Raw genomic sequence first — 25899 nt, 5'->3', positions numbered from 1 at the left:
TCATCTAAGCGCGAGCGAAACGCTCAATTTCAGCCACATCACCCCGGCCAAGCGCTTCGATGGCGCGGGCTGCAATATGCCGTGCGGTGAGCTTGGCTTCTTCATACATCAACTCTGGCTTGTCCTGATCTTGGAACATGTCTGGCAGATGCATGGTGCGGACTTTCAGACCTGTATCGAGCGCGCCAATGTCGGCGAGATGATGTAAGACAAAAGCTCCAAACCCGCCTTGAGCGCCTTCTTCAAGTGTGATCAGAACTTCATGCTCGCGCGCCAAGCGCTCGGTCAGCTCGGCATCGATTGGCTTGGCAAAGCGGGCATCCGCGACCGTGCATGACAAGCCCTGCGCCGCTAACATGTCGGCAGCTTTCAAAGCCTCTTGCAGACGTGCGCCATAGGAGAGGATCGCGATGGACGTGCCTTCTTTCACGATCCGGCCTTTGCCAATTTCCAGCGGCTTCAGAACGTCTGGAATCTCGACGCCAAAACCTTCGCCGCGCGGATATCGAAACGCAGATGGCCGATCATTGATTTCATTCGCCGTGGCAACCATGCGTGCAAGCTCAGCCTCATCGGAGGCGGCCATACAGACCATGCCCGGCAGAGCGCCGAGATATCCGATATCAAAACTCCCGGCATGTGTGGGGCCATCGGCGCCCACCAGCCCAGCCCGATCAATTGCAAACCGTACTGGCAGACTTTGGATCGCCACGTCATGGACGACTTGGTCATACCCGCGCTGCAAGAAGGTCGAATAGATTGCCGCATAAGGCTTCATGCCATCTGCGGCCATTCCAGCCGCCATAGTCACTGCATGCTGTTCAGCAATACCGACATCAAAGGCGCGTTTCGGATAGGCTTTTTGGAACAGATTGACGCCTGTTCCCGATGGCATCGCCGCGGTGATCGCGCAGATCTTGTCATCGGTCTCGGCCAGTTTGACCAGCGTGTTGCCAAACACATCCTGAAACTTCGGCGCGCCGGGCTTCGACTTTTGCTGCTCACCCGTGACGATATTGAATTTCGACACACCGTGATACTTGTCCGCGCTATTCTCGGCAGGCGCATAGCCGTGACCTTTTTGCGTGACCACATGCACTAAGACCGGGCGCTGCATCTGTTTCACATTTTCCAAAACGGGGATCAGCACGTCGAGATCATGGCCATCTATCGGCCCGACATAGTAAAAGCCAAGCTCCTCGAACATAGTGCCGCCCATAGCGAACCCGCGCAGATATTCTTCCGCCTTACGCGCCGGATTGGCGAGCCCGATCGGCTGAACCACAGATTTGGCGAGCTTGCGCAGCCCGCGATACGAGCGGCGAGACACTAGACGGCTAAAATAATGGCTCATCGCGCCCACCGGCGGGGCAATCGACATGTCATTATCGTTGAGAATGACCACTTGGCGCAACTGATCGCCGCCAACATTATTCATCGCCTCATAAGCCATACCGGCGGTCATTGAGCCGTCGCCGATGACAGAAACAACGTGATTGTCTTTGCCTTGTAGGTCTCGCGATGTCGCGAAGCCATGCGCGGCTGAGATCGAAGTCGACGCATGCGCCGCGCCGAACGGATCATAATCGCTTTCAGCGCGTTTTGTGAAACCTGACAGCCCACCGCCTTGGCGCAGCGTGCGGATGCGGTCGCGGCGCCCGGTCAAAATTTTGTGCGGATAGCACTGATGGCCAACATCCCAGATCAGCTTGTCTTCAGGCGTGTTGAAAACTGAATGCAGCGCGACGGTCAGCTCGACCACGCCCAGACCCGCACCTAAATGTCCACCTGTGACGGAGACAGCATCAATGACTTCCTGACGTACCTCATCAGCAATTTGCTTCAGTTCTTCGCGCGATTTGTCGGTCAAATCGTCCGGCGTCAGAACCTCGTCCAGCAGGCGGGTATTTTTCAGGTCTGTCATCCAGCATCCTCCTAGAGCCGTTGGCTCAATAACCGGTAACTTTAGTGCTTTCTATCTAAAACAAAATCGACCGATTGCAGCAGGATATTGGCGCGATTGCGGAAAATTGCGAGATGTTCCTTCGCTTGCGCGGCGAGGAGCCGCACCCGTTCTTGGGCCTGTTCCACCCCTAAAAGCGTCACGAAATTGGCTTTTCCTGCCTCTGCATCGGTACGCAAAGGCTTGCCGACATCAGCCTCATCGCCCGTCGCATCAAGCAAATCATCAGAGATCTGATAAGCGAGGCCCAAATCATGCGCAAACCCATGAAGCGCATGACGCTCGGCTTCATTAGCCCCCCCAATGATGCCGCCTGCTTCAACAGAATAAGAAATCAGAGCACCGGTTTTGAGGCGCTGCATCCTGGTAATCGTGTTGATGTCGCGCGGGCTATCATCTTCGAGCATGTCGATCATTTGCCCGCCAACCATGCCCAAAGCACCGGAGCAGTCTGCCAAGCGCTCCAACAGTTTGAGCCGAATGTGAGGGTCCTGATGGGTGTCGCGATTGGCCAGGATCTTAAACGCGAGCGTTAGCAAAGCGTCCCCCGCAAGAACCGCCGTCGCTTCATTAAAGGCTTTATGCACGGTTGGCTGTCCGCGGCGAAAATCATCATCGTCCATACAAGGCAAATCATCATGCACCAGCGAATAGCAATGCACGCATTCCAACGCCGCCGCGGCCCGCAAAAGGCTCTTTTCCGGCGCATCAAACATCGCGCCGGTTTCAATCACATAAAAGGGGCGCATCCGTTTGCCATTGGCGAGCGCTGAATGGCGCATTGCACGCATAAGGTCGGCCTCAGGCCCTTGGGCGGGCGGGATCAGTTGATCAAGGGCAACCGTGATTCGATCGGCAATCTCGGTCAGCCGATGACTGAAATCCGGGTCGCCGACATCGGCCATCAGTCGAAGCTCGCAGGCTCGGTCTTCGCCGCGCCATCAGAGCCTTGTACGATTTGCTCGACTTTGAGCTCAGCCGATTTCAGCCGAGCTTCGCAATGCTTCTTCAGCTCCGCACCGCGCTCATAGATGGCGATCGACTTCTCGAGCTCGACATCGCCCTGCTCTAGCTGGCGGACAATTGTCTCTAGTTCCGCAAGCGCTTCTTCGAAGCTCATTTCTTTGACGGGTTTCGCCTTAGCAGCCATGTCGATATTCCGGTTTAACGCTGTTCGACCGGCACCCTAGAGGCGGATTGAATTCGCCTCAATGGCGATTTCATCGTTTTCCACGATATTCATAAACGCGATAACTCCAATACTTGTCAGCGCCATCATAGACACAGACCCAGCCAAGCCGCTTGAGCGGCCCGCGGAGCATACGATTGAACCAACCATGGGCGGCTAAATAGACCGACTTCCCATCGGCCGCATCATGCAAAACGGACGCGGCTTCCGCGGCGCGGGCGCGGGCTTCGTGCACCCCCTCGCCGTCGAGCTTATGACCGCGAAGCCAAAATATCCGGGCCAAAACGTTCCAAGTCTTGGGTAAATATTTTTTGGTCGCAAAACGTGGCGGCGGCAAAGGCGCCTCGTTAAAGATCGCGTTGGGTTCAGGCGCGCGCCCCCCTGTAGCCCATTTGGCTGTCTCAATCGCTCTCGGCCGCGACGAGCTTAACACAAGATCCACGCCCTCAACGCAGTCGGTCAATTTGGCTGGAGGGGCTTGGTCTTCGGCCAAACTGCCCTCTTCATAGCGCTCCCACCAGTCGCGATATTCTTGCCAACTCAGTTTAGGTCCAACCGAACGATTCAGCGCAGGCCGCCCGTGCCGTGATATGATGATCGGGCCTCGAACCGCTTTTGGCGTCTGATTTTGATTTCGCTCGGAAATGGTGACCCCCATCGATCTCAAACCTTGAAAGCCGATTAGACAGGATCGAGATTCGCCGCAAGCCGTGAAAAACCCGCGTCGCCTCTAAGCCGAGCGCGGCCCCAGTGCATTTAAGATCCCGCCAGCGCGTCCAGCCAAGCTGGTCTCAACAGAAGCAATTTGGTCCATACGCCGCCGCGCCCGCGCCATAATGGTCGCAGCTCGGTTCGGCATGACCTGCTCACCAAAGCGCCATGCCCGACCGACCACGCGAGACGGAATCAGCTGGTTCGCATGACCGGCGATGACGCCCGCTTCAATTGGCATCTGCAGGTTCGCATAGTGGCGCTTATAGTGATCAAAACCTGGACCTGCATCATACAGACGCAGCCCGTCGGCACACATTTGCTCGAGCATTTCTTGTACGAGCATATTGCCCGGTGAGTATGAACCGAGCTCTTGGTCGAAGGCGGTAATCCAACCGTGCAGGACGTTATCTGATTGCAGATTAAACTCCGCAGCGGCGAAACGATCATTGAAGAATAGACTGCTTAGGCGCGCTCGCAATCTCGGCCCTTCGAACTGACGCAAACGATCAAACAGGGCGCGCGTCCAAGGGGCTTTGAGGACGTCATGATAGCCAGTGCGCGCAAACTGGGTTTGCTTTAGCTCGAGCAAGCGCTGATAGTTTGCATCCGACCGGTCATCCCATTGCATGACGATGTCACCAAATTCACGCTCCGCCTTTCGGTAGACCCGGCGCATTTTTTTGAAATGTTTCGGCCAGCGTTTTTGTTGGTCGGTGAAGAACCCTTCCCAGCCCAGTGACAGGTCAGTCATGTTCGCGCCAACGCGTTCAAGGTCCGCACTTTTCTGAAATCCGCTCGGCATGAAGCCTTGCGTGGTCATGCCAGAAATATCGAACCCGGCTAGAATTTCTTGAGCGGAGAGTTCTGTGTCTTCGGATAAAATTGGGCCATTCCAGTCGGAGAATGGTGACCCGATCGGTCGCGCCCAATTCCCAGGCCGAATATGGAGCGGCCAAACCGCAAAAACCCCTTCGCGGTCGCTGGCAAAGCCAATCCGAGTATCAGACCGAACTTCTCCGACAAGGCGGGCAAAATCTGGATCAAAAAACGGGTCATCGTAGACCGATCGCGCATCGCGAAGCGTGGCATAAATTTGCCACTGCTCTTCCGACATCTCGTCCGGACGATACAAAACGTATTTCAAACCACTAGCATCCCACGCGTTCTCGCAACTTAAGGTATGCAAGCACCGTACCGGAAAGGCTTGGATTTATGCTGAATGGGATCTGTTAAATTGCTTACAATCCGCGCCAGACGCGAGATTTCATGCACGGGTCGGCTTGCGCGCTGCCGCAACGATAGAAGGAGAACAGGACCGTATCTGCGCGTCCAATGAGGTTTTGGAACGGTACAAACCCAACCGACGCTTGTTCTGGGGCCCATCCTTGGCGCGGATTACATCCGGCCTGATCAACCACACCCGCATCATTCGCTGGGCAATGTCCCGTTGGATTGCGCCCATCCATCGAATTGTCGCGATTGTCACCCATGAACAGGAAATGCCCGTCAGGGACGGTATAAGTGATGGAAATATTGGTGCCGGTCTGGCCATCAATATCATGGGTGACCCAGCTTTTGCCGTCATAGGACTCGGTAAATTCAGCAGCGGTGACACTCGCGCCGCTATCGTGCTGGCGGTAGCGCACTCGGCGCACGAAGTTGCGCTCGATCGGCGTGCCATTGATCGCCACAGGCTGGCCATCGCGGACGGTGACGGTGTCGCCGGGCAATCCAATGATCCGTTTGATCATGACCCGCGCGGTGTGGGTATGCTCGAACACCGCAACATCGCCGCGTTTGGGTTGGCTGGCAAAGATTCTGCCATCCGGCAGCGGCACATAGCGCCCCAGGCTGAACGGCAGTGAATTGCGAGAATAGCCATAGGCGAACTTGTTGACGGTGACGCGATCGCCGACTTGAAGGTTCGGCACCATGCTTTCAGACGGAATGACCCGCAGCTCATAGAACAGGCCAGAGAAGACCAAAAAGACCGGAATGAAGATTGAAAGCGTGATGCCCCACTCGCGAAGCTCCTTCACCACTTTTTCTTGCAGCGTCAAAGGCGCTTCGGTCGTCGCTACTGTTTCAGTCATGATAAACGTACCGCGGTTCCATAAGCCAGTAATTCGGCTGAACCGCCCATAATCATACTCGTTGTGACACGCAAACAAATCACCGCATCTGCGCCGCGCTTTTCAGCATCTGCGATCATTCGGTCAATCGCCTGTTCGCGCGCTTCTGCCATCAGTTTGGTGTATTCTGGCACTTCGCCGCCGACTAGGTTTCGAAGCGCAGCCATAATGTCCCGACCGAAAAATCGCGTCCGCACAGTATTGCCGCGGGCTGTGCCGAGAATTTCGGTTACCTCGCGACCTGGAACAGTTTCACCCATGGTGACGATCATTCTACGCGTTCCTTACTTATCGACCGTTTTCGAATAATGGTCGTCTTCCGCATTGTTGAGTCGATCCACAATCACCTTTGCCAGAAGCACAAGAAACCCCAATCCGACAAGGCCTGGTATCAGCAGGACTGCCCAGAAAGGTGCCCCGACAGCCTCTTCGGTTTGTTGGAATAAGACGAACAGTCCAAACAGCGTCCCGAGCGCATAGATCCCACCGCCAATGACGATCAGGGCGATTCCAAGCGTGAACCAGCCTTTGGTTGTTCCGGTTTCCTGCATGCGGGCCTCCTCAAGCGATCAAGCTTGCTCATGTCCCTTATCCGATTGAAAATGTCGAGATCAAGGCGCGACGGGATTAGGCTTTTGCCGCGTACCAGGCAACGCCGCTCGCATCCATCGTTCGCTCGGCTTGGTCATTGGCGATCAGATAGTTGAGGTGCGCCAAGGCCTCCCCCGTCGCCATAGAGAGGACGTCGTCGCCAATCTTACGCCCGAAAATCGCGGGGAAGATGTCAATCACCCGGCGCGGTTCTTGGGCGAGACGCTGATGTAAGCGCCGCAAGGCAACACCATGACCTTTGATCAAATGATCAAGCCGAGCATGGGCCCCGCGAAACGGTTCATTGTGCGCTGGCAAGACCAAAACATCTTCCGGTAGCTCGGCTTTCAGCTTCTCGCAACTGTCGAGCCAATCACGCAACGGATCGCCTGCAGGTTCGGTCGGAAACACTGACACATTCGAGGAGATTTTCGGCAACAATTGATCGCCTGAGATGACCAAGTTCAGGCTTTCGCAGTATAAGCAGCTATGCTCCGGCGAATGGCCGTTTCCGGACACAACCCGCCAGGTCTGTCCGGCCATTTCAAACGAATCGCCATCCTCGATCCGGTGATACGCATCGGGAAGCCTGGAAACACCGCGCCCAAAGCCGCCAAAGCGCGACTTATAGGTTTCGATCTGTTCGTCCGTCCAGCCGGCCGCGCGATAGAATTTGGTCCCCGCTTCTGGCGCTTCACGGCCCGTGTCGGCCACCAGCATACGGCATGAAATATATTCAAGGCGACTGATCCAAAATTCTGAGTCTGGGAATTTCCGGCTGAGCCAACCCGCATTGCCGATATGATCCGGATGCATATGCGTGACGATCACCCGCCATACCGGACGACCACCAAGCTTCTCTTCAAAAATCTTCCGCCATGCCGCTTTGGTATCGTCGAGCGGCATGCCGGTATCGACAATCGACCAGCCGCGGTCGCCATCATCGATCAGCCAGAGATTGATCCATTGCAGCGAGAAAGGCAGCGGCATCCGCACCCAATGCACGCCGGGTGCGACTTCCATTGTTTCACCAACCGCCGGTGTTTCCTCGCCAAACGGGTATTCAAGCGGCGCGCGACCGGCTGTCTTGCCTTCAAAACCATCCATCACAGATCTGTGCCACGCGCTTGGCTTTGGTCCAATCCGTCACCATGCGGCATGACCGAACGGCAGGCCTATCGCGTTTCGACGCGCGTGACTTTGGTTCCCTCAATGCTGACACCCGCCATCAGGCCCTTCTGATCGAAGATAAAGGCATACGCATCATCTTGAAGGGTCGATGAAGACAAGTTCTCGGCAACGCCTTGGTTGACCACGACGACGGTTGGTCCGACGCCAATTTCCCAACCATCGGAGCGTTCGAGATAGGACACGGCATCTTCGTTCATCAGGAAGACCGCATAGCCATACGATTGCGCCCCAGCCTGCAAGCCCCACGAGCCCGTAAAGGAGGTGTAATAATCGACGGTACTGCCGCCGCGACGAAGTTCGCCTTCACCATACGCGCCGCCAAATACCAATCCGGCTTTCACGATTGACGGAAATACCAAGACCGCCCGCGATTGCCGAGAGATCGCGGCTGCGGCTGGGTTTTCCCGCACTAGCTTATTCAGCGCCTGCGAGCTGTCCGCAGACAAATCAGCGCGCGATGCTGATGATGTGGCCGTCGTTGAGCAACTCGCCAATGTTCCCATTGAAAGGACAGCTGCAGCCGCCATGATGTTCGTAAAGGCACCCATTTGGACCTCCTTAAGTGAATTTTCCCCGCTTTACGGAGGAAGAGACCCTCCGACAATCAAAAGCGTCTAAATTCGATTTAACATTCGACCACGTTGACTGCCAAACCGCCTTCGCTCGTTTCTTTGTATTTGGATGACATATCGAGCCCGGTTTGGCGCATCGTCTCGATCACTTGATCCAAACTGACCTTCCCGGCGCCAGACTGATGTAGCGCCAAGCGCGCCGCATTGACCGCTTTCACCGTTCCGATCGCGTTGCGCTCTATGCACGGGATTTGGACGAGCCCCCCAACCGGATCGCAGGTCAGCCCCAGATTGTGCTCCATACCGATTTCTGCGGCCGCCAGAGATTGTGTGGGGCTCGCATCCCATACTGCCGCCAGACCGCCCGCCGCCATGGAACAAGCGACGCCAACCTCACCTTGGCAGCCCATTTCAGCGCCAGAGATCGATGCGCGCTGCTTGTATAAAAGCCCTATTCCGCCGGCGACGCATAAAAACCGTCGCGCTTTGGTTCGGCTGGGCACACCATCATCATCGCAGCAATAATGCCGAAGCACGGCTGGCAAAATGCCCGCCGCGCCATTGGTTGGCGCCGTTACCACACGCCCTCCAGCAGCATTTTCCTCGTTCACCGCCATGGCATAGACATTCAACCAATCGAATAGAGCTTCGCGCTCATTCACTCCGGCGCCAGTTTTGAGTTTTCGGTAGAGGTCCGGAGCGCGGCGCTGAACATCTAACCCGCCAGGTAATATGCCTTCAGTATTCAGACCACGCTCAATACAGGCGAGCATCGCGTCGGTGATGAGGTCGATTTGCGCATAGGTTGTCTCCCGCGGGCGGCGCTCATCCTCATTGGCGAGCACCAAAGCATCGATCGCCATCGGCGCTTGCTCGCAGAGTGTCAGCAGTTCTGCCGCGGAGCCGAATGAAAATGGTGACCGCGCTTTATCTTCGATCACGTCATCCTTTGTCGGGCGCGCTAGACGCCGCGCCGACGTGATGAAACCGCCGCCGGTTGAAAAATATACACGCGTAAAACTCGGCTCATCAGCAGATTCAGCGCGATACAGCCGGAGTACCATGCCGTTTGGATGCAGCTCCGGCACAATGTCTCCGCGATACAGGATATCGGAAAGCGGATTGAAGCGAATATCCGCCTGCCCCGCGACGTTTAGAGATTTGGTTTGCACCGCTTTCCGAAAGGCCGCCTCTGCCTCATCTGGCTCGGCGGTTTCAGGCTCGAAGCCGAGCAATCCCAGGATCACCGCTTTATCGGTTCCATGCCCCACACCCGTGAGCGCGAGCGATCCTTGCAGCTCGACCTCTACCCGGACGGCATCGGCGAGGTGTCCCGACTTTCTGGCTTCTCGCAAAAAGCGTTTTGCGATCCGCATCGGACCGACCGTATGGGACGACGACGGCCCCAACCCAACGCGAAACAAGTCCAGTATCGACAGCATTTCTGGCGCCTCTCCACAATTCGACCGCTACCCCTAGGGTGACCTTGCAATCACGGCAAGCCCAGGCCAGGGTCAAAGAAAAGCCAATTCTGGAGGGATACCGAGATGCAATTCAGTCGGAGACGGATACTGCAATCAAGCGCAGCGATTACAGCACTGGGATCATTGGGCGCCTGCGCGGGAGGAGACGACACCTCGCCAGACACCGGCACGCTTGAGGTCGAGACACCGCCCGTTGAAGCGGCACCTGAAGCTTACACAGCCACCGCCATCCCGGATGGGCTTGAACAACTCGAAATGCTGGCCAATGGCGCAGCCACCTCGCTGTCCTTGACAGAAGCTGCGATCGCGCGCTCCAAGGCGGCGCATCCACGCATCAATGCGGTGGCAACTGAGTCGTATGACAAGGCGCTAGAGGCGGCGGCAAATCCGCCAGAAGGCCGCTTTGGCGGTGTTCCAACCTTCATCAAAGATTTGCTGGATTGGGAAGGCGACCAAACCCTCTATGGCTCCCGCGCCTTTGAAGGCTATATCGCTCAAAGCGATGGCGACTTTGCCAAAGCCTGGCGCAAGGCGGGTGTGGTCAGCCTCGGAAAATCAACCTCGCCAGAAATGGGCCTCATCTCTTCGACCGAACCATTGGTCACTGGGGCAACAAGAAACCCTTATGATCTCAGCCGGATCCCAGGGGGCTCGTCTGGTGGGGCCGCCGCTTTGGTCGCGGCAAGGGTTGTGCCCTTCGCACATGCCAGCGATGGCGGCGGCTCGATCCGGATCCCAGCGGCATGTTGCGGCCTGTTTGGGCTGAAACCCAGCCGCGGCGCCCTGCCAATCAGCCGTGATTCAGGGCCTGTCGATATCTCGGTCAATCACGCTGTGACACTCACTGTGCGCGACAGTGCGGCTTTATTCGCGGCAGCCGAAGTTGACTTAGACACCGATCTGCCGCGCACCGGCAACGTCACCGAAGCCTCAACGCAGCGGCTCCGGATTGGTTTCGCACCAGAGCCCATCACAGATGCAACCATGGATGCGGAAACGCGCGCCGGACTTGAACGGACCGCCGAGCTTTGTCGCGAACTTGGACATGAGGTGGTGGACTATACCGTACCGATTGATGGCAACGAATTTAGCGACGCCTTCTTACTCTATTGGGCCGCTGGAGCGGCAGCCTTTGCCCAGCAAGCCAGCGCATTTTCTGGCAAACCGGTTAGCCCAGAAATCCTTGAACCGTGGACACTCGGTCTGGCGCAGGAATTCCTTGGCCGGCAAGCCGATATGCCGGCCGCTATTTCCTATCTGCAAGGTTTTGAAGCCGTCTATCATTCCTGGTTTGACGACTTCGACATTCTGCTCACACCAACGGTTTCAACGGTGCCACCAAAAGTCGGCAGCCAAGCGCCAGATGGTGACTATCAAACCGTTCGCGCAAATGTGCTCAATTTCGCCGCCTACACTGCGCCAATGAACGTTTCTGGCGCGGCCTCGATGAGCGTGCCTTTACAATGGAGTGCCGACGGTCTGCCGATCGGGTCCATGTTCTCAGGCAAGCGCGGCGATGATGGCAAACTTCTCGCTCTCGCTTATGAATTGGAAGAGGCGCTGCCTTGGATTGACCGCCTCCCGACGTTCAAGCCTGCCTAAACGGAGACATGATGATATGAAACCCATCCTTATTGCTGCTTGCGCTAGCTTCTTCGCCTCAAGTTTCGCGGCGCAGTCTGAAGTCGTGGCCTCGGCACCAGATCATTTTACGCTAAAACTCGAAGCGGAGTCTGAGCTCTCCCCGACTGAGATGTGGGCGCGCCTGATTGAGCCATCGGAGTGGTGGTTGCCCGATCACTCGTTCTCTGGCGATTCAAACAATCTCTTTCTTGACCCGCAAGCCGGTGGGCTTTGGCGCGAAGAGTGGGAAAGTGGTTCGGTTTGGCATGGCACTGTCTTACAGGCGCAACCTGAAAAGACTCTGGTTTTGTCTGCCCCGTTCGGTCCGTTGCAAGGGCTAGCCGTGACCTCGATTTGGACGATCACGCTGTCACCACTTGAAAGCGGTGGTACCAAGGTCACGTTTGATCACGTCACCAATGGCACCGCAGCGAGCAATCTAGATGCGCTGGCCCCTGCGGTCGATTTCGTCAAAAGCGAAGCGCTTAAAAGCTTGGTTCAACCAAACGCGGAATGAACAGCTTTCCGCAAGGTCGCGCTTGCCGGAGCATCCAAAGCCCGTAACTCTGCCCAATAAGAAAGATTGGGCATGGCTGAAACGAGCACAAATCCTGACACGCCGTTACGGCCGCTAACATCCTTTCAACAAGGCATGATCGCAATTGCGAGCGTCGCCATGGGCGCGGGCATGTCGATCAATTTCGTCGTCGTCGCGCCTCTGGCCCGAAAGGCAGGGCTCACCGAAGTGCAGGTCGCCGGGATCTTGACGCTATCAGCCGCGATCTATGCCTTGATGATCCCGCAATGGGGGCGCTGGGCGGATCGGTTCGGCCGCAAGCGCGTTATGGTGTTCTCGCTGATGGCGATGGGCTTCACCAATATGGCGTTCCTGTTTGCGCTCGCGGCCGCCCTTGCTGGCATGATCACCGGCATGACGATGTTTTTCACCTTGGTCTTTGTGAGGATCTGGTTTGGCTTACTGTCGCCCGGTCTGCAGCCAGCAAGCATGGCCGCAATGACGGATGCGACCACCCGCACCAATCGTGCCGCGGGGCTGGGCATGCTCGGTGCCGCGATGAGTATTGGCTCTATTCTTGGCCCCGCCGGTGCCACAGTACTAGCACCATTTGGAGCGCTGATGCCGCTTTGGGGGTCAATCATCCTGTGCTTGTCCTGCGGTGTCTTGATTGCTTTCGCCCTGCCGAAATCGCGTAGTTCGCGGCAAAGCGCGAAACGACCGCCCCCGCTAGCGATGCGCGATCCGCGTGTTTTCCCGCATTTGCTCTTCCTGTTCACCTATTTTGTCGCCGTCGGAATGATCCAGCAGACCTTGGGTTGGTTTCTAGAGGACCGGTATGATCTCGGTGAAGAACGCACCGTGTTGTTTGCAGGGATCGCTTTTGGCTGCCTCGCCGTTGCAATGGTGGCGGTTCAATTCGGTTATGTTCAACCGCGCAAACCAGACCCGCGCCGAATGTTGCCAACTGGGCTGTTCTTAATCGCGCTGGGATACGTGCTCGCCAATATTCTGATGCCCTTCTGGGCCGTCTGTATCGCCTTCTTAATTGTCGGTGGTGGTGCAGCCTTAGCCGTACCAGCAGCCAATGCGCTCGGCAGTCTATCGGTCGATCAACACGAGCAGGGCTCAGCCGCGGCTCTGCTTGCCGCTGCGCCGCCGTCCGGTTTCATCTTTGGCCCATTGATTGGCGCCAGCCTTTACCAGCTCGGCGCGCCGCTTCCGCTCTATGCCTCCGCGATCGTTATGGGCGTATTGGGCGCCTATGCCGTTTTAGTGGTTGGCCGGCGCCCGCTAGGTTAGGTTCGCTAATCCGCTGCGATCATGCAGAATGCGTTGAGCTTGTTGCCATCGAGATCACGGAAATAAGCAGCATAAAAGCCGCCGCCCCGATCGCCAGGCTTGCCTTCGCAGGTGCCGCCTTGCTCAAGCGCAATCGCGTGTAGGCGATCAACTTGTTCTGGACCACTCGCTTGCAATGCTACCATGGTGCCATTGCCGACACTCGGCGCATTGCCATCAAACGGTTTGGTGATCGCGACGCCCGCAGGGCCGCCCATTTCGCCCCAGGCGATGAACGTGTCTTCGTCCATCATCCGGCCAACGCCCATTTCTTTGGCAATTGCATCGTAGAACTTTGCGTTCCCGGCCAAGTCATTTGTGCCCAAAGTTACATAACCAATCATTCCAGCCTCCTTGTTGAGGCTGGAACATTACATGAACATGCGGGCTTGGCAAGCACTACATCGCGCTAATGCCGCCATCGACTTTCAGCTCAGCGCCGGTGACGAGCTTGCTCTCATCACTTGCGAGATAAAGCACGGCATAAGCAATATCGTCAGGCTCACCGACTTTGCCGAGCGGGATTTGACGGCCGAGCTTCGCCAGGCCTTCTTCTTCGCCGAACATTTGCTTCACACCGTCCAAGATCGGCGTGTTGATAAAAACGGGGTGGACAGAGTTACAGCGGATTTGCCCGCCGGTTTTGGCACAATGAAGCGCGATGGATTTCGACATGTGCCGCACCGCCGCTTTCGCCGTGTTGTAGGAAACATAATTGCCGCTCGCGACAATGCCGGCAATCGAGCTGATATTGACGATCGAGCCGAGGCCATGTTCGCGCATCAGCGGGATCGCGTACTTACAGCCAAGGAAAATCGAGTCGACATCGACTTTCATGACCTTTTGGAAGACTCCATAATCTTCGTCTTCAACACTGCCCAGCGATCCGATCCCGGCATTATTGATCAGGATGTTCAGCCCGCCCATCGCGTCGTGCGCCTCTTGAACCACGGCTTTCCAGCGATCGCCATCGGTGACGTCATGATGATAGGCAAAGGCCGTTCCATCGCCGAGTTCGGCATTGATTGCGGCGGCCACAGCATCAGCGCCCTCGGCATTAATGTCCGTGACGGTGACGGTCGCCCCTTCGCGCGCCAGCATCCACGCGGTGGCTTCGCCGAGCCCTTGTGCTCCGCCTGTCACGATAGCTTTCTTGCCTGATACGCGGCCCATATGGATCCTCCTCAATCTTTTGTCTGAGCGTGGTCTAACGCTGCCTTCTAAGGCGGCGCAAGCCCTGACGCGGCGACGGACGCTCACGGCGAGTTGAAAAAACGCGATTTGAGAATTGCCGCGCGGCTCGCGAGATAGGTTTCAGTACAGTTTGGAGATTTTCATGCGGACGTCCCTTCTTGCCCTGGCTCTGGTTGTGGTTACGCTTTTGGTTCTATCCATGCGTGGCGGCGCGCAGACGCTGCAAGAGCTGCCAGCCGCGACGGCGGCGTCGACGGGCCCGGTTGTAGCAGAGCTCTTCACCTCACAGAGCTGCTCGTCCTGCCCACCGGCAGAAAAGCTGTTCGCGGACCTTGCAGAGCGGGATGATCTGATCGTGCTGGAATGGCATGTCGATTATTGGGACCGGCTTGTGCATGGCCGTGCGGGGGCTTGGAAAGACCCCTATTCAAATCCCGATTACACCGCCCGCCAACGCCAGTATAATCGCGCACTCCGCGGCACCGCCGGGGCTTACACGCCGCAGGCGGTGATCAATGGCGCGTCCGAAACCGTGGGCAGTCGCAGCCGTGAAGTTTCAACCCTGCTCTCCGCAGCTCCGCATGCCATGGCCACGGTCGAGGTTTCCGCATCCGGCGACACAGCCCAAGTGAACATCGGCGCCTTTGATATTGCACTGGACCGGACCGCAGACATCTACCAACTCACCCTATTGCCCGAACAAGCCACAGCCGTGCCGCGCGGCGAAAATCGCGGCGTCCGGCTGTTCAGCCGCAATGTCGTGCTCGATGCCGAACAGATTGGCACCTATGACGGTGATGCGGTTGTATTAGAGATCGAAACACCCGCACCAGAGCATGGTTGCGCGATCATCATCCAAGAGAAACGCGGCAATCGCCTCGGCCCGATTCTTGGCGCGAGTTATTGCTCATAATTATGAAAGTTTCGAAGCAAGCGCGTCCATGAAGCCCGCGAGTTCAACATCCAGTGCCGTCACCCCACCAGCGTCATGCGTGGTCAGGGTGACTTCAACGCGATTATAGACATTGAACCATTCTGGGTGATGATCCATTTGCTCGGCTTTCAACGCGCATGAGGTCATGAACCCGAAAGCGGTTTTAAAGTCGGCAAAGTTAAACGTCTTTTCGATGGCATCGCGATCGCCAGATTTTACCGCCCAACCCGAAAGTTTTGCCACGGCCGTTTCAGCCCCGATTTTGGTCGTCATTAGTCGCTCGTTTCTGTTTCTTGAACTGTCTCATGAACGAAATAGAGCCAGCGGCCATCTTCGGCAATCGCTGTTCGAAGTCCAGGATAGGCTTCCCCCGCACGGATGCGCTCAAGGCCAACATCGCCCACCAATTCCCGCAAGCGCGCACGATCCGCAAAATCGAGCCGCTCCGGCATTAGGTCATCGGCGTCCTTGGCCGCAAAGTCGGGCCAAATATACCAGGTCTGATCGCCAACTTGGCGCGTGCCATAGGGGCCGTCGAGCAAAGCGCCGAGCCGCACGAGCGGATCAAACCCTGTGCGGCGAAGCAGGTCCCAATGAACCCGGTGGGATTCGCCCGCGAAATTGGAAACAAAATTTTCTTCTGAGTTCGCCAAGCGCACGAGGCGCGATAGCGAGTTGCGGTCTAGGATGTCACGAATGTCAGCAATTTTTGCGTCCACGGCCTCAGTTAGCGGCGTGACCGGTGCTTCGACTTCAACCGGCGCTGTAACCGCTGGCGCCGCCGTCACCATGACACGAATGCGCGGCGTGCCGTCGCTCTCACCGCATCCGGCAAGCAATAAGGTCGATGCTAATCCTAGAAATAGTGCTCTCATATGCCCTCAAAACTGGTAGCCTCTCGAAGATCCTGCAAGAGCTGAGCCTCGTTTAACACTTTAATCGTGTGCATGCCCATGGCGCGCGCGGGTTTGAGGTTAATGCCCAAATCATCGAGATAGACACAGCGCGCTGGATCAACATCTAAGGCTTCACACATGAGCGCATAGATCCGCGGATCCGGCTTGCGGATCCCGAGTTTCGAGCTCTCAATCACATGATGGAATTGTTCCATAATTTCAGAGACTTGAGCTGCCTTTTTGGAGTCTGAGCTCATGCCAGCGCCCTTGCCGACGGGGGCATTATTGGTGATGCAGCCAACTTTCACATGCTGTTTGCAAATCTTAAGCGCGTCGACCACCGCCGGACGGACCTCACCCGATAAAAGCCCCAAAATGTCCGTGCCCGGCACCTCATGTCCAAGGGCTCGGCTCTCATTTCGGAACAATGTATCAAATTCATCCGCTGTGACTTCTGAGCGCTCTAGCTTTGCCCAAGCGTTCTCCTGAATGTTCACCGCATTCACTGACCGCACAAAGTCTTTGGGAAGTCCGTTGCGTTCTTCATATCGGGTGAACGCCTCAAAAGGGGACGAGGTGAAAACCCCGCCAAAATCCCAAATTACAGCCTGCAGGTCGGTGGTCATATTGTCTATCTCGCGTCGATGAGGGTTTTCTTGTGTGCACGCTCCATAGCGTCATGGCCAGATGCTTCAAACCCCACAGCATCCAGCAAAGCCTGATCGCGGTCTTCGCCTGGATTATCAGTGGTCAGCAAACGGTCGCCAACAAAGATCGAGTTCGCGCCTGCCAAGAGCAGCAAAGCCTGTTCGCCCTCGCTCATGCCTTCGCGGCCTGCAGATAGGCGGACCCAGCTTTTCGGAAAAACAATCCGGCAAGTTGCAATCGCCCGCGCCATCTCTGTGACGCTCACGGCTGGGCTCTCGCCGAGCGGGGTGCCTTTGATTGGCACCAGCATATTGATCGGCACGCTCTCAGGGTGCGGTGTGAGTTTCGAGAGTTCGTGGATCAAGCCGATCCGATCTGCGCGCCCTTCTCCCATCCCAAGGATCCCGCCAACACAAAGCTTTACGCCAGCCTCTCGCGCCTTGGCCAATGTATCGAGACGATCTGAATAGGTCCGCGTCGTCACCACGGTCGTGTAATATTCTGGCGAGGTGTCGAGGTTGTGATTGTAATAATCAAGACCAGCCTCTTTCAGAGCTTCGGCTTGGCCGTCTTCCAGCATGCCGAGCGTGACGCAGGTTTCGAGGCCTTCAGCTTTCACCGCCGCAATCATCGCCGCAACTTTTGGAACATCGCGGTCTTTCAGCGAGCGCCAACCTGCGCCCATGCAGAACCGATCCGCGCCGCCTGCTTTCGCACGTTTTGCTGCTGCGACGACCTCTTCCAGGGGCATGAGTTTCTCAGCGTCCACATCGGTATCGAAATGCGCTGACTGACTGCAATAGCCGCAATCTTCGGGGCAACCACCTGTTTTGATCGACAATAGCTGAGACTTTTGCAGAGCGCCGTCCGGCCAATTGGCCCGCTTCACTTCAAGCGCTTGCCCAATCAAAGTGTCCAAAGGCTGCTCATAGATCGCTTCGATCTCGTCTTTGCGCCAATCATGGCGCGGCATATCAAATGGCATGGGAGGATCCTTGTTCGTCTACTCAATTCGCCGTGTCTCTGCACAGTCGATCGGAGTTTCTTCTGTCTCAGCCCTGCGCTGATGACAAGACTGTTCAGCCGAATTCCTCAACACATTCGCCAAGCGGGGAATGCGGCCTATCTTCCCTGTCATGATCACTCGCATTTTTCTGCTTTTCACCGCCCTCATGTTCATCGCATTTGGCCTTTGGTCGATCACCGATCCAGCCGGCATGACCACCCGTCTGGGCGTATCCGCCGAAGGAATCGCTGGTGTTTTTGAGATGCGCGGCGTTTATGGCGGCGTCAGTCTTGGCGCGGCTTTGTTGTGTCTCTTAGGCGGCTTGCACACGCGGTTTGAGTTTGCGGCGCTGTGTTTCATTGCAGCCTATATGGGCGGCTATGTTCTCGGGCGCGGGGCATCTTTCGCCTATGGCGACACAGCCATGGACTCAAATTGGTATTTTGCGGGTTTCGAGCTCGTCATGTTCATGATCGCCGCTCTTTTGGTGCGCCGAAAAGCATAGAAAAAGCCCCACCAAATTGGCAGGGCTTCCTCCAAAAGAGTTCTTGTCTAGGCTTTGGCTTAGAAGGTTTTCCGAACCGTCACACCGTAAGTCTGCGGCTGGCTTGGATAACCATCAAAACGGCCAGACTGGGCAACACCCGGGAACGTCGTGATGAGATGCTCATCATCAAAGAGATTGCGTCCCCACAACGTGACCCCAAGACCGCCGGCAGATTCAAATCCGAGCGATGCGTTGAAGAGGTTAATCTCACGCGTGAAGCCCGTTGCGTTCAATAGAGCGCGCGGCTCTGGGCTAGAGACGGGGTAGAAGTCTGTATCTTCTTCATACTGCCAGTCGGCGCGGAAAAATCCGCCCCAGTTTTCGTTCAGGCCAAAATTGTAGAGCACTGACGTTGATGTGATGACTTTCGGAATACCGGTCGGTGTTTCACCGGACTGGTCGACTGAGAAGTCACCGCCTGACGCGTCAATACCGGAACCATTCGGGAAGCTGTCATATTTAGGATCGATAAACGTCCCTGCAAAGTTCAGCGTCAGGTTCTCAATTGGACTCCAGCTCGCGTCGAGTTCGAGCCCCATCGCAGACTGCTCTTCCGCATTGGTCAGCACAAACCCTGTACCGAGGAAGACATTGCCTTGGAAGTTTTCGATTTTTTGGTCGAAAATCGCGACATTGAGCGCAAAATTTTCCCAAGAACCTTTCAACCCGATTTCAAAAACCTCAGAGTCTTCTGGTTCAGCGAAACGCGTTCCAACTGTCAGATTAGGCTGGGCCAGACCCGCATCTTGGATCGGAGACGATGGCGCCGCGCGAATGACTGCGCCCGTGAACGGATCAACAATCTGCCCGATCGACTGTTCCGTCGCCAATACGAAGGATGGTGTAAAGTCTGATGGGAATGGACGACTGTCGCGGCTCAAATTAATCGAGCTCGATTTCCAACCCGTCGCATAAGACCCGTAAACATTTACATTGTCCGATAGATCATATGCCAATCGGAACGAGTATGTGAATTGATCATCATCCGTCATCCCGTCTTCGATCGCGTTCGGAACGTTCACGAACGGTGGTTGGAATTGGAATCCAGCAAAGGCGGCCAATGGGTTTGACGAACCTGGCGCAAAGGTCGCTGGGTTGGCTGGGTCGAACGCCGGATCCGTAAGGTCAAAGTTACTTGCAATATTCAGAGCGACCGCTTGAATGCCCGCATAGGCCGGAGATGAGACAAAGGCACCAACCTGAGCCGGGTTAGTGATATCAATGCCATTCGCCTGCGCGACGCCTACGACCAACGCATTGTAACCCGCCTGAGCAAGATCCAATCCGGCAAGCGCATCGGTCGACTGGATATTGAGACGCGATTTTTTCTCGTTGCTTGTATAGTTGAGACCAAACGAAGCAGTCAGGCGGTCGGTGAGATGCCAGTCTGCCGTTCCGAACAGAGAGAAAGCTTCGTCGTCTTGACCAACGCTTTCAAGGGTGCCGCTACCGTCAGCACCTACGGTCCCTGCTGGAAGGTTTACGGCAGGCTCCAATAGTCCTGCAATGGCATCCGGGAGCACACCAGCGGCTTGTGCCCCCGTAATCGCAGCGATCACAGCGGGATTTGTTGGATCCCCAGAAAGTTCAATTTGACCCGCAACGTTTAAGAAATCGCGGAACTGTGAATCATAAGTAAGTTGGCTATCGCGCGATACTTTTTCATCGAAGTAGAAGCCGCCGACCATCCAGTCCAACGCGCCATCTCCATTAGACGTTAAGCGAACCTCTTGCGTAAAGGTTTCGAGCGCAACATCATCCCGCAACGATGCGAGATCAGCGCTTGAAAAGTCGATATCGTAATCCTGGAATGCGTCGTTCTCGCGATAAGCTGTAATCGTGCTGAGGGTAAATCCATCAAAATCGATTTCGCCATGCAAAGAAATACCGCGATTTTCCACCGTATTTACTGGCAATCTGTTAAGTGCAACTTCACGCGAGAATGCATCACCTGGAGATGCGATTTGCCCCCCTAGAGATTCAACCACAGCGCGGTTCGCAGCATCATCAACAATGTTGGTGACCACGCAGCAAACCTCATCAATTTCATCAATATCGGCAATGATTCGCCATTCTTGATTCTCAGTAGGTTCGAACATCAATTGGCCGCGCAAATTCCAACGATCACGCTGGTTGACGTCTGCGCCAGTCACAATCTCAGTCGCGGTTCCATCACGCTGGTTGATGCCACCGCCGAGAGAGAAAGACAGTCCGTCAGCGATCGGGCCGGTCACATAGCCTTTATAACGTTGAAGATTGTAGTTACCGAAGCTTGCTTCGACATTGCCGCCAAACGTGTCAGACGGCTTGCGGGTCACAACGGATACAACACCGGCAGAGGCATTTTTGCCAAACAGAGTAGACTGAGGACCGCGCAGCACTTCGACGCGCTCGATTGACGGCAAGTCGCCGATCTGCGCCGCAGCCCGCGAACGATATACACCATCAATAAAGACACCAACCGAAGGTTCGACACCAACATTGTTAGAGCCATTACCAAAGCCGCGAATTGTGAACGTCGCATTGGCCGAGGTCTGGAAGGTTCGGATGCCCAAAGACGGGACAACTGACTGTAGATCGTTGAGATCCAGGATCTCTGCTTTTTCAATCGTCGCGTCATCGACAACTGAAACAGCAACCGGAACATCTTGCAGAGTTTGCTCGCGTTTCGTCGCCGTGATGGTGATTGTATTCAGGCGCTTGGCGTCGTCTTCGCCATCTTCCTGCGCCATTGCGCTAAGGCCGCTTCCGGCAACCAGTGCTGTAAGACCAACACTGAATGACAGTGCGGCTTTCAAACCAAAATTAGGACCTGTGTGTCTATTCATCTCACGCCTCCCGACAAGATTAAGGAATATATGTTTCTGGGATCCTCTCTCTACGGAGGACTCACAAACAGGAGTAGTTGAAACCTTCCACCTGACAAGATCAGATTTACAGAAATGTCCGGAACCTGATTTGTGGCGGTAAAACTGCAACAGGTATTGCAGACTGCAGAGGTCGCCCTGCAGCCTGAATACACTGTTTCGTTGGAGATATGGGTTAGTTTACGCCCTGACCAACCCCGCCATCGAAGACCATGGCTTGCGCCTTGGACTGGCGGGTCCGCTCAACCTGGCGCTCGACAGATTTCATCACCGTGCGTGAGCGTGGAATACAAGTTTTGTGCTGGGCTTGAGCCGTGACCAGTTTGATCCCAGGTCCATGCCGACGCAGCAAAGACCGCTCATTACAATCGCGCTCTGGCATCTGCGGCGCACAGGCGAGGTTTCCACCATGCTTATGGGTCAGGGCTTCGCCTTTGCGACAGGCAAATGTCTCGCCATGCGCGAAGCTTGCTTTGCCATTTTCAACACTGCCTAGCGTCACTTGCATGCTGGTGCCCGCCATGCAGCGGAACAACTCACCTTTATAGGCGGCAGGAACATGCTCGCTCGCATCCACGCGTGAAGCCGGATGCGGAATGCCTTTATCGTCAATACAAACCGCTTGAACCGGTCGAACAATTGTTTTGATCGCGATATTCTCTTCGCAGAAGTTTTCCTCGGTTGGAATCTGCTCGGTGATTGTCTCTAAATAAGTCTCGTCGGCGCCTTCAACATTCAAGGCTCCGATTGCGGATGGCGCGACGCCTTGGGCTTGGAAGTAACCGCCACCGCCGCCAAACACGACACTGCTATCACTTCCAGAGACGACACTCGTGCTGAGGAAGCTCTGCGTGCTCGTATGGATGCTACCTTGATGCACAGAAACGTTCGATCCCGTGATCATAACGTTCGGACCTGATACATTTACGCCCGGCACATGTACGCGCGGACCTTTTGGCCCCTTACAACAATGGCCGCCATCATAACCGCCATTCGATCCCCCCATATGCGCGCCTGGCACAACAGGGCCGTGGCCGCCGCCAGAGCCGCCACCTGCATAGGCAAGGCCACCCAATATAGTGGCAGATAAGAGGCCCGCTCCCGCGAGAAGGGTGTTCCGTGTTGAGACGGTCATTCGATCACTCCCGAACAGTTCGCCTCTCAGGAAGCAGGTTCCGTGCCGAGTTTCCCCTCTCCCGCGAACCGAGCCCCAAAATGAACCGACATTCGCCCAATGCGCGAGCTGCAAACTGGCGCAAACATTGCGGCAGTGGTCTCAAACCGAAAAACAAACGTGTGGCTGAGGCGCCGCGCAAAGAGAACTGCGAAGATGACAAGAACAGACCACCACCCAAACACCCAGACCCTGCTCTCAGCATGGGCGCGTATGGACCAATCTCCGGAGCAAATGGACAGAAGTGTCCGCGCCAGCGATCACCCAGATCTATTAGAGTGTTTGTTCGTGATCGAGGAGTCTGAGGAAGGCCGCTGGCTGTTCCGAAACGCTGGGAACCGGCTTGAGACATTATTAGGGCGCGCTTTAAGTGAGCACGATAGCTTGGCTCTGTGGCGGGGACACGATCGCACCATGGTCGAGTCTCTTATCGCATCCGTTCGCGAGAGCCGGAAACCTGGCATTCTCGCTGCAACAGGCGAAACCCTGACCGGAACCCAAGTCGATATTGAGCTAACTTTGGCGCCTTTGCCCTCCCCACTCAAGAAAGCCAATCAGAACCGTTTGCTCGGTTTGTATCAGATTTTGCAACCGGCCCCTGTGCTCGGCGGCCGTCCGGTTTGGCGCCACCGCGTTACCGCGATTTATCCACCTGCGATTGACCGGCAACCGGCTCAGCTTCGCCTAGTCGCGAATAATGATTGATCTGGGCGGGACTTAAGCGGCTTCTTGCGCACGCGCGATGAGTTCAGCTTTTACCCGCTCGGCCAATTGCTTCACGGTGAACGGCTTCGACATAAAGCCCACCTCTTGGTCGCCATCCAGTTTGGCAGCAACATCTCGTTCGGCATAGCCTGACATGAACAGCACTTTTGCGGTTCCAAGCAGCTCTTTGGCTTCCCTGATAAGGGTTGGGCCATCCATACCTGGCATCACGACATCCGAGACGATCAAATCAAATCCGCCCGGATTGTCTTCGAGAATTTCGAGAGCTTCCTCGCCATCGCAGGCTTCTTCGACATCGTAGCCGCGCGATTTGAGCTGCGAAGCCGCAATTGAGCGAACCCCATCTTCGTCTTCAACCAGCAAAATGCGCCCGCGCCCTGAAATATCGACCGGCACAGGGATCGCATCAACCGGAGTAGGTTCAAGAATTTGAACTTCCGGAATCTCATCGGCTTTCAGCGCTGGCAGATAGATCTGGAACGTGGTGCCTTTGCCCGTTTCGCTGATCGGACAAATATAGCCTTCGGACTGTTTGATAATCCCATAGACCGTCGAGAGACCGAGGCCGGTTCCAAGCCCTTTCGGCTTGGTGGTGAAGAACGGATTGAAGATATTCGCGAGGTGTTCGGGCGCAATGCCGTGCCCGGTGTCTTCCACTTCAATCAGCAGGTACTCGCCGGTCTCAACATATCGGAAGCCATGCTTATGGGCATCCTTCTCCGTCGCCCGAGACGTGCGAATGGTCAGTTTCCCGCCTTTGCCGCCATCCATCAATAGAGCATCACGCGCATTCGTGGCGAGATTGATGATTGCCGTTTCAAGCTGGTTTCGGTCCGCTTTGATCATCGGTAGGTCGCGACCATGCACAACGTTGAAATCAATCCGTTCATCGAGCAGCTGGCCCAGCAGGATCGCAAACTCGGACAAGAAATCGCCTGGCTCGAACACTTCGCGACGGAAAGTCTGCTGACGCGCATAAGCCAAGAGCATTTGCACCAGATCTTTGGCGCGCACTGAAAACTCGTGGATTTTTTTGACGTGATCGAATGACGGATCGCCAACCGGGTGTTTGGTCAAAAGCTCATCATTATTCAGCATGATGCCGGTGAGCACATTATTGAAATCATGCGCAACGCCGCCGGCGAGTTTACCAATCGCCTGCATCTTCTCGCCTTGAGCGAGGCGCAGTTCGAGCTCTTTCTGCTCGCTCATATCGATGACGTAAGCGACTGCAGGTTGGCCGCGTCCATCCAACGTCACGAACACATTCACATGCTTCTGGTCTTCATCGGCGAGACGAAGTCCAACCGGCTTGTCGATGGAATCGAGCAACAGCTCACGCAGCTTGTTTTCGCCCTCTTCGGCAATGAAGAGATCGATAAAGCGCGTCCCTGGAGAGGCGCCGCCACCAGCGAGCCCCATAAGCGCGCGGTTGCTATCCGTGATGATCGCCCCCTCAAGCGACTGACCTTCAAGACGCACGGCGCCAAAAGGCGCATCATCAAACATTGGATCGCCGTCGGGGCGCGGCGGCCGACTGGCCGAGGCCGCGAGCATTCGGCTTTCACCATCGAGGAGGTTTTGCGCGTTGGCGAGCACAATCGTGCGCCCTGCCGCATCAGCGCCTTTTCCGTGCCAGGTCGTGATCGTTTGCACCGGCATTTCGACGCCGTCTCTCGAGCGGATCATAATATCCGCGCGACCCGGCACACCTGATTTGCGGTCGCGTCTGAGCAATTTCACAAATTCCGGACGCATAATGTCGTCGAGACGAATGTTCTTCGCGCTTTCTGAGACCCCAAGGATTTCGCGCAGCCATCCATTTGCATATGTGATCGTGCCGTCAGGTCCGGACGAGAAAAAGCCCATCGGCGCGTCTTCAACATACAGCGCGCGCATGTCGGCTGCGCCGGTGACATGATCTGAGCCGGTGATCCGGCGCAAACGCCAAATCACGCGCTCACCTTTGAGCGGTGAAACAGATGCTTCATACTGGACTGGGAGCGCCTCGGTCCCGAGCGTCATGGCAGGCAGCGTTTCGCGCCGGGTTTCGCCGGCTTTTGCAGCTTTCGACAAACGGAAGATTGGTGCCGCCAATCCTGGCGCAGCGCTGAAGATGCGGTCGACCGAAACAGGTCCCATTGCATCAGATTGCCCCAGCAGCGCCATTTGCGTGAGCTCGGTATAGGCTTCGTTCGCCGCGACCGGCGCACCGCCGCGATCACAGACCAACGCGGCCTCATCAAGCGCATCAATCCAAGAAAAACGCGGGGTAACCGGCTGCATCGCATCCGCCATCGCACCGCGTTCTGGGAAAAGCCCCATTCGGCGCCCAGCGCCGCGCAGAATCCATAGCAAGAAAACCATGCCGCCCGCGGCCATAGAAATCAGGAGGATGAGCCCCGTGGGTCCACCTGCATTTGGCCAAGCTAGGCTTGCGCTAGAAGCGCCAATGGCGAGCAGGATGCACAGCCAAAACCCCATTTGCAGCCAGTCCAACTGCCGCGTCGGAAGAGCTCCGGTTTCAGTTTGGATTTCAGGCGCTTCACTGGCCATAGTACTTAACTCCAACACAGACCCTGCACAGTCT

At 56.1% G+C, this 25899-nt stretch carries 26 protein-coding genes; 6 read left to right on the top strand and 20 right to left on the bottom strand.

Features of this window, described 5'->3' with window-relative positions:
• Positions 1–4 precede the first annotated feature (4 nt).
• The 11 genes from dxs to MY069_RS14750 all read right to left on the bottom strand — a co-directional run bounded on the left by dxs (position 5) and on the right by MY069_RS14750 (position 9794).
• Entirely contained in the window at positions 5–1924 is a 1920-nt protein-coding gene (gene dxs, locus MY069_RS14800) for a 1-deoxy-D-xylulose-5-phosphate synthase (protein WP_482794556.1), read from the bottom strand.
• A gap of 41 nt (positions 1925–1965) precedes the next feature.
• Positions 1966–2868 carry a polyprenyl synthetase family protein gene (locus MY069_RS14795; RefSeq protein WP_482794555.1) on the bottom strand — a complete coding sequence of 301 codons (903 nt, stop codon included), beginning with the start codon at positions 2866–2868 and terminating at the stop codon, positions 1966–1968.
• The gene (locus tag MY069_RS14790) at positions 2868–3113 is read right to left on the bottom strand and encodes an exodeoxyribonuclease VII small subunit (protein WP_482794554.1); all 246 of its coding nucleotides are present in this window, start codon (positions 3111–3113) and stop codon (positions 2868–2870) included. The genes MY069_RS14795 and MY069_RS14790 overlap by 1 nt, the downstream gene beginning before the upstream one ends.
• Before the next feature lie 70 nt (positions 3114–3183).
• Complete coding sequence (locus MY069_RS14785; protein ID WP_482794553.1) at positions 3184–3810, bottom strand: histidine phosphatase family protein; 627 nt, start codon at positions 3808–3810, stop codon at positions 3184–3186.
• Positions 3811–3882: 72 nt separating this feature from the next.
• Positions 3883–5010 carry a GNAT family N-acetyltransferase gene (locus tag MY069_RS14780; RefSeq protein ID WP_482794552.1) on the bottom strand — a complete coding sequence of 376 codons (1128 nt, stop codon included), beginning with the start codon at positions 5008–5010 and terminating at the stop codon, positions 3883–3885.
• A gap of 94 nt (positions 5011–5104) precedes the next feature.
• The gene (gene lepB, locus MY069_RS14775; RefSeq protein ID WP_482794551.1) at positions 5105–5959 is read right to left on the bottom strand and encodes a signal peptidase I; all 855 of its coding nucleotides are present in this window, start codon (positions 5957–5959) and stop codon (positions 5105–5107) included.
• Entirely contained in the window at positions 5956–6270 is a 315-nt protein-coding gene (locus tag MY069_RS14770) for a YbjQ family protein (protein WP_482794550.1), read from the bottom strand. Before MY069_RS14770 ends, lepB begins: the two co-directional genes overlap by 4 nt.
• Positions 6271–6282: 12 nt before the next feature.
• The gene (locus MY069_RS14765; RefSeq protein WP_482794549.1) at positions 6283–6549 is read right to left on the bottom strand and encodes a hypothetical protein; all 267 of its coding nucleotides are present in this window, start codon (positions 6547–6549) and stop codon (positions 6283–6285) included.
• Between the two features lie 76 nt (positions 6550–6625).
• Positions 6626–7696, bottom strand: a complete 1071-nt coding sequence (locus MY069_RS14760; protein WP_482794548.1) for an MBL fold metallo-hydrolase — start codon at positions 7694–7696, stop codon at positions 6626–6628.
• A gap of 68 nt (positions 7697–7764) precedes the next feature.
• Positions 7765–8328, bottom strand: a complete 564-nt coding sequence (locus MY069_RS14755) for a lipid-binding SYLF domain-containing protein (RefSeq protein ID WP_482794547.1) — start codon at positions 8326–8328, stop codon at positions 7765–7767.
• Positions 8329–8405: 77 nt separating this feature from the next.
• The gene (locus MY069_RS14750) at positions 8406–9794 is read right to left on the bottom strand and encodes an L-serine ammonia-lyase (protein ID WP_482794546.1); all 1389 of its coding nucleotides are present in this window, start codon (positions 9792–9794) and stop codon (positions 8406–8408) included.
• A gap of 105 nt (positions 9795–9899) precedes the next feature.
• Here MY069_RS14750 and MY069_RS14745 point away from each other — a divergent pair, with 105 nt between their 5' ends.
• From MY069_RS14745 to MY069_RS14735, 3 genes are all read left to right on the top strand, one after another.
• Positions 9900–11438, top strand: a complete 1539-nt coding sequence (locus MY069_RS14745; RefSeq protein WP_482794545.1) for an amidase — start codon at positions 9900–9902, stop codon at positions 11436–11438.
• 16 nt (positions 11439–11454) lie between these two features.
• A complete protein-coding gene (locus MY069_RS14740; protein ID WP_482794544.1) occupies positions 11455–11976 on the top strand; it encodes an SRPBCC family protein in 522 nt (173 codons plus the stop codon).
• 72 nt (positions 11977–12048) lie between these two features.
• Positions 12049–13278, top strand: a complete 1230-nt coding sequence (locus MY069_RS14735) for an MFS transporter (RefSeq protein ID WP_482794543.1) — start codon at positions 12049–12051, stop codon at positions 13276–13278.
• Between the two features lie 5 nt (positions 13279–13283).
• On the opposite strand, the gene MY069_RS14730 is transcribed toward MY069_RS14735, so the two are convergent.
• Positions 13284–13661, bottom strand: a complete 378-nt coding sequence (locus tag MY069_RS14730) for a VOC family protein (RefSeq protein WP_482794542.1) — start codon at positions 13659–13661, stop codon at positions 13284–13286.
• Between the two features lie 55 nt (positions 13662–13716).
• On the bottom strand, positions 13717–14490 hold the full coding sequence (locus tag MY069_RS14725) for an SDR family oxidoreductase (RefSeq protein ID WP_482794541.1): 774 nt from the start codon (positions 14488–14490) through the stop codon (positions 13717–13719).
• 163 nt (positions 14491–14653) lie between these two features.
• Here MY069_RS14725 and MY069_RS14720 point away from each other — a divergent pair, with 163 nt between their 5' ends.
• The gene (locus MY069_RS14720) at positions 14654–15424 is read left to right on the top strand and encodes a DUF1223 domain-containing protein (protein ID WP_482794540.1); all 771 of its coding nucleotides are present in this window, start codon (positions 14654–14656) and stop codon (positions 15422–15424) included.
• Here MY069_RS14720 and MY069_RS14715 read toward each other — a convergent pair whose 3' ends face one another.
• From MY069_RS14715 to bioB, 4 genes are read right to left on the bottom strand one after another with little or no spacing between them, the layout of a single operon-like run.
• A complete protein-coding gene (locus MY069_RS14715) occupies positions 15425–15718 on the bottom strand; it encodes a 4a-hydroxytetrahydrobiopterin dehydratase (protein WP_482794539.1) in 294 nt (97 codons plus the stop codon). It abuts the gene before it with no gap.
• Positions 15718–16320, bottom strand: a complete 603-nt coding sequence (locus tag MY069_RS14710) for a putative periplasmic lipoprotein (RefSeq protein WP_482794538.1) — start codon at positions 16318–16320, stop codon at positions 15718–15720. Before MY069_RS14710 ends, MY069_RS14715 begins: the two co-directional genes overlap by 1 nt.
• Positions 16317–16967: an HAD-IA family hydrolase gene (locus MY069_RS14705; protein ID WP_482794537.1), complete on the bottom strand. Its 651-nt coding sequence runs from the start codon at positions 16965–16967 to the stop codon at positions 16317–16319. The genes MY069_RS14710 and MY069_RS14705 overlap by 4 nt, the downstream gene beginning before the upstream one ends.
• A gap of 5 nt (positions 16968–16972) precedes the next feature.
• Complete coding sequence (gene bioB / locus MY069_RS14700) at positions 16973–17974, bottom strand: biotin synthase BioB (RefSeq protein WP_482794536.1); 1002 nt, start codon at positions 17972–17974, stop codon at positions 16973–16975.
• 151 nt (positions 17975–18125) lie between these two features.
• On the opposite strand from bioB, the gene MY069_RS14695 reads away from it, so the two are divergent.
• Entirely contained in the window at positions 18126–18500 is a 375-nt protein-coding gene (locus tag MY069_RS14695) for a DUF4345 family protein (protein ID WP_482794535.1), read from the top strand.
• 59 nt (positions 18501–18559) lie between these two features.
• Here MY069_RS14695 and MY069_RS14690 read toward each other — a convergent pair whose 3' ends face one another.
• A complete protein-coding gene (locus MY069_RS14690) occupies positions 18560–21370 on the bottom strand; it encodes a TonB-dependent receptor (protein ID WP_482794534.1) in 2811 nt (936 codons plus the stop codon).
• A gap of 214 nt (positions 21371–21584) precedes the next feature.
• The gene (locus MY069_RS14685; RefSeq protein ID WP_482794533.1) at positions 21585–22544 is read right to left on the bottom strand and encodes a hypothetical protein; all 960 of its coding nucleotides are present in this window, start codon (positions 22542–22544) and stop codon (positions 21585–21587) included.
• 195 nt (positions 22545–22739) lie between these two features.
• Here MY069_RS14685 and MY069_RS14680 point away from each other — a divergent pair, with 195 nt between their 5' ends.
• Positions 22740–23288 carry a PAS domain-containing protein gene (locus MY069_RS14680; protein WP_482794532.1) on the top strand — a complete coding sequence of 183 codons (549 nt, stop codon included), beginning with the start codon at positions 22740–22742 and terminating at the stop codon, positions 23286–23288.
• A 12-nt stretch (positions 23289–23300) separates the two neighbouring features.
• Here the strand turns inward: MY069_RS14680 and MY069_RS14675 are convergent, their stop codons facing one another.
• Complete coding sequence (locus MY069_RS14675; protein WP_482794531.1) at positions 23301–25865, bottom strand: response regulator; 2565 nt, start codon at positions 25863–25865, stop codon at positions 23301–23303.
• Positions 25866–25899 lie beyond the last annotated feature (34 nt).

The sequence above is a fragment of the Hyphomonas sp. ske169 genome (genome assembly GCF_056850855.1).
Note: the sequence above shows the minus strand (reverse complement) of the source record. Positions and strands in the feature narration are given on the sequence as shown.

Bases quoted from the DNA above. Each gene is read 5' to 3' on its own strand.
- MY069_RS14730 (WP_482794542.1), bottom strand. From the start codon at position 13,661: ATGATTGGTTATGTAACTTTGGGCACAAATGACTTGGCCGGGAACGCA.
- MY069_RS14685 (WP_482794533.1), bottom strand. From the start codon at position 22,544: ATGACCGTCTCAACACGGAACACCCTTCTCGCGGGAGCGGGCCTCTTA.
- MY069_RS14745 (WP_482794545.1), top strand. From the start codon at position 9,900: ATGCAATTCAGTCGGAGACGGATACTGCAATCAAGCGCAGCGATTACA.
- MY069_RS14795 (WP_482794555.1), bottom strand. From the start codon at position 2,868: ATGGCCGATGTCGGCGACCCGGATTTCAGTCATCGGCTGACCGAGATT.
- dxs (WP_482794556.1), bottom strand. From the start codon at position 1,924: ATGACAGACCTGAAAAATACCCGCCTGCTGGACGAGGTTCTGACGCCG.
- MY069_RS14765 (WP_482794549.1), bottom strand. From the start codon at position 6,549: ATGCAGGAAACCGGAACAACCAAAGGCTGGTTCACGCTTGGAATCGCC.
- MY069_RS14715 (WP_482794539.1), bottom strand. From the start codon at position 15,718: ATGACGACCAAAATCGGGGCTGAAACGGCCGTGGCAAAACTTTCGGGT.
- MY069_RS14735 (WP_482794543.1), top strand. From the start codon at position 12,049: ATGGCTGAAACGAGCACAAATCCTGACACGCCGTTACGGCCGCTAACA.
- MY069_RS14690 (WP_482794534.1), bottom strand. From the start codon at position 21,370: ATGAATAGACACACAGGTCCTAATTTTGGTTTGAAAGCCGCACTGTCA.
- lepB (WP_482794551.1), bottom strand. From the start codon at position 5,959: ATGACTGAAACAGTAGCGACGACCGAAGCGCCTTTGACGCTGCAAGAA.
- MY069_RS14755 (WP_482794547.1), bottom strand. From the start codon at position 8,328: ATGGGTGCCTTTACGAACATCATGGCGGCTGCAGCTGTCCTTTCAATG.
- MY069_RS14790 (WP_482794554.1), bottom strand. From the start codon at position 3,113: ATGGCTGCTAAGGCGAAACCCGTCAAAGAAATGAGCTTCGAAGAAGCG.
- MY069_RS14710 (WP_482794538.1), bottom strand. From the start codon at position 16,320: ATGAGAGCACTATTTCTAGGATTAGCATCGACCTTATTGCTTGCCGGA.
- MY069_RS14785 (WP_482794553.1), bottom strand. From the start codon at position 3,810: ATGGGGGTCACCATTTCCGAGCGAAATCAAAATCAGACGCCAAAAGCG.
- MY069_RS14770 (WP_482794550.1), bottom strand. From the start codon at position 6,270: ATGATCGTCACCATGGGTGAAACTGTTCCAGGTCGCGAGGTAACCGAA.
- MY069_RS14675 (WP_482794531.1), bottom strand. From the start codon at position 25,865: ATGGCCAGTGAAGCGCCTGAAATCCAAACTGAAACCGGAGCTCTTCCG.
- MY069_RS14695 (WP_482794535.1), top strand. From the start codon at position 18,126: ATGATCACTCGCATTTTTCTGCTTTTCACCGCCCTCATGTTCATCGCA.
- MY069_RS14680 (WP_482794532.1), top strand. From the start codon at position 22,740: ATGACAAGAACAGACCACCACCCAAACACCCAGACCCTGCTCTCAGCA.
- MY069_RS14760 (WP_482794548.1), bottom strand. From the start codon at position 7,696: ATGGATGGTTTTGAAGGCAAGACAGCCGGTCGCGCGCCGCTTGAATAC.
- MY069_RS14740 (WP_482794544.1), top strand. From the start codon at position 11,455: ATGAAACCCATCCTTATTGCTGCTTGCGCTAGCTTCTTCGCCTCAAGT.
- MY069_RS14705 (WP_482794537.1), bottom strand. From the start codon at position 16,967: ATGACCACCGACCTGCAGGCTGTAATTTGGGATTTTGGCGGGGTTTTC.
- MY069_RS14725 (WP_482794541.1), bottom strand. From the start codon at position 14,490: ATGGGCCGCGTATCAGGCAAGAAAGCTATCGTGACAGGCGGAGCACAA.
- bioB (WP_482794536.1), bottom strand. From the start codon at position 17,974: ATGCCATTTGATATGCCGCGCCATGATTGGCGCAAAGACGAGATCGAA.
- MY069_RS14720 (WP_482794540.1), top strand. From the start codon at position 14,654: ATGCGGACGTCCCTTCTTGCCCTGGCTCTGGTTGTGGTTACGCTTTTG.
- MY069_RS14750 (WP_482794546.1), bottom strand. From the start codon at position 9,794: ATGCTGTCGATACTGGACTTGTTTCGCGTTGGGTTGGGGCCGTCGTCG.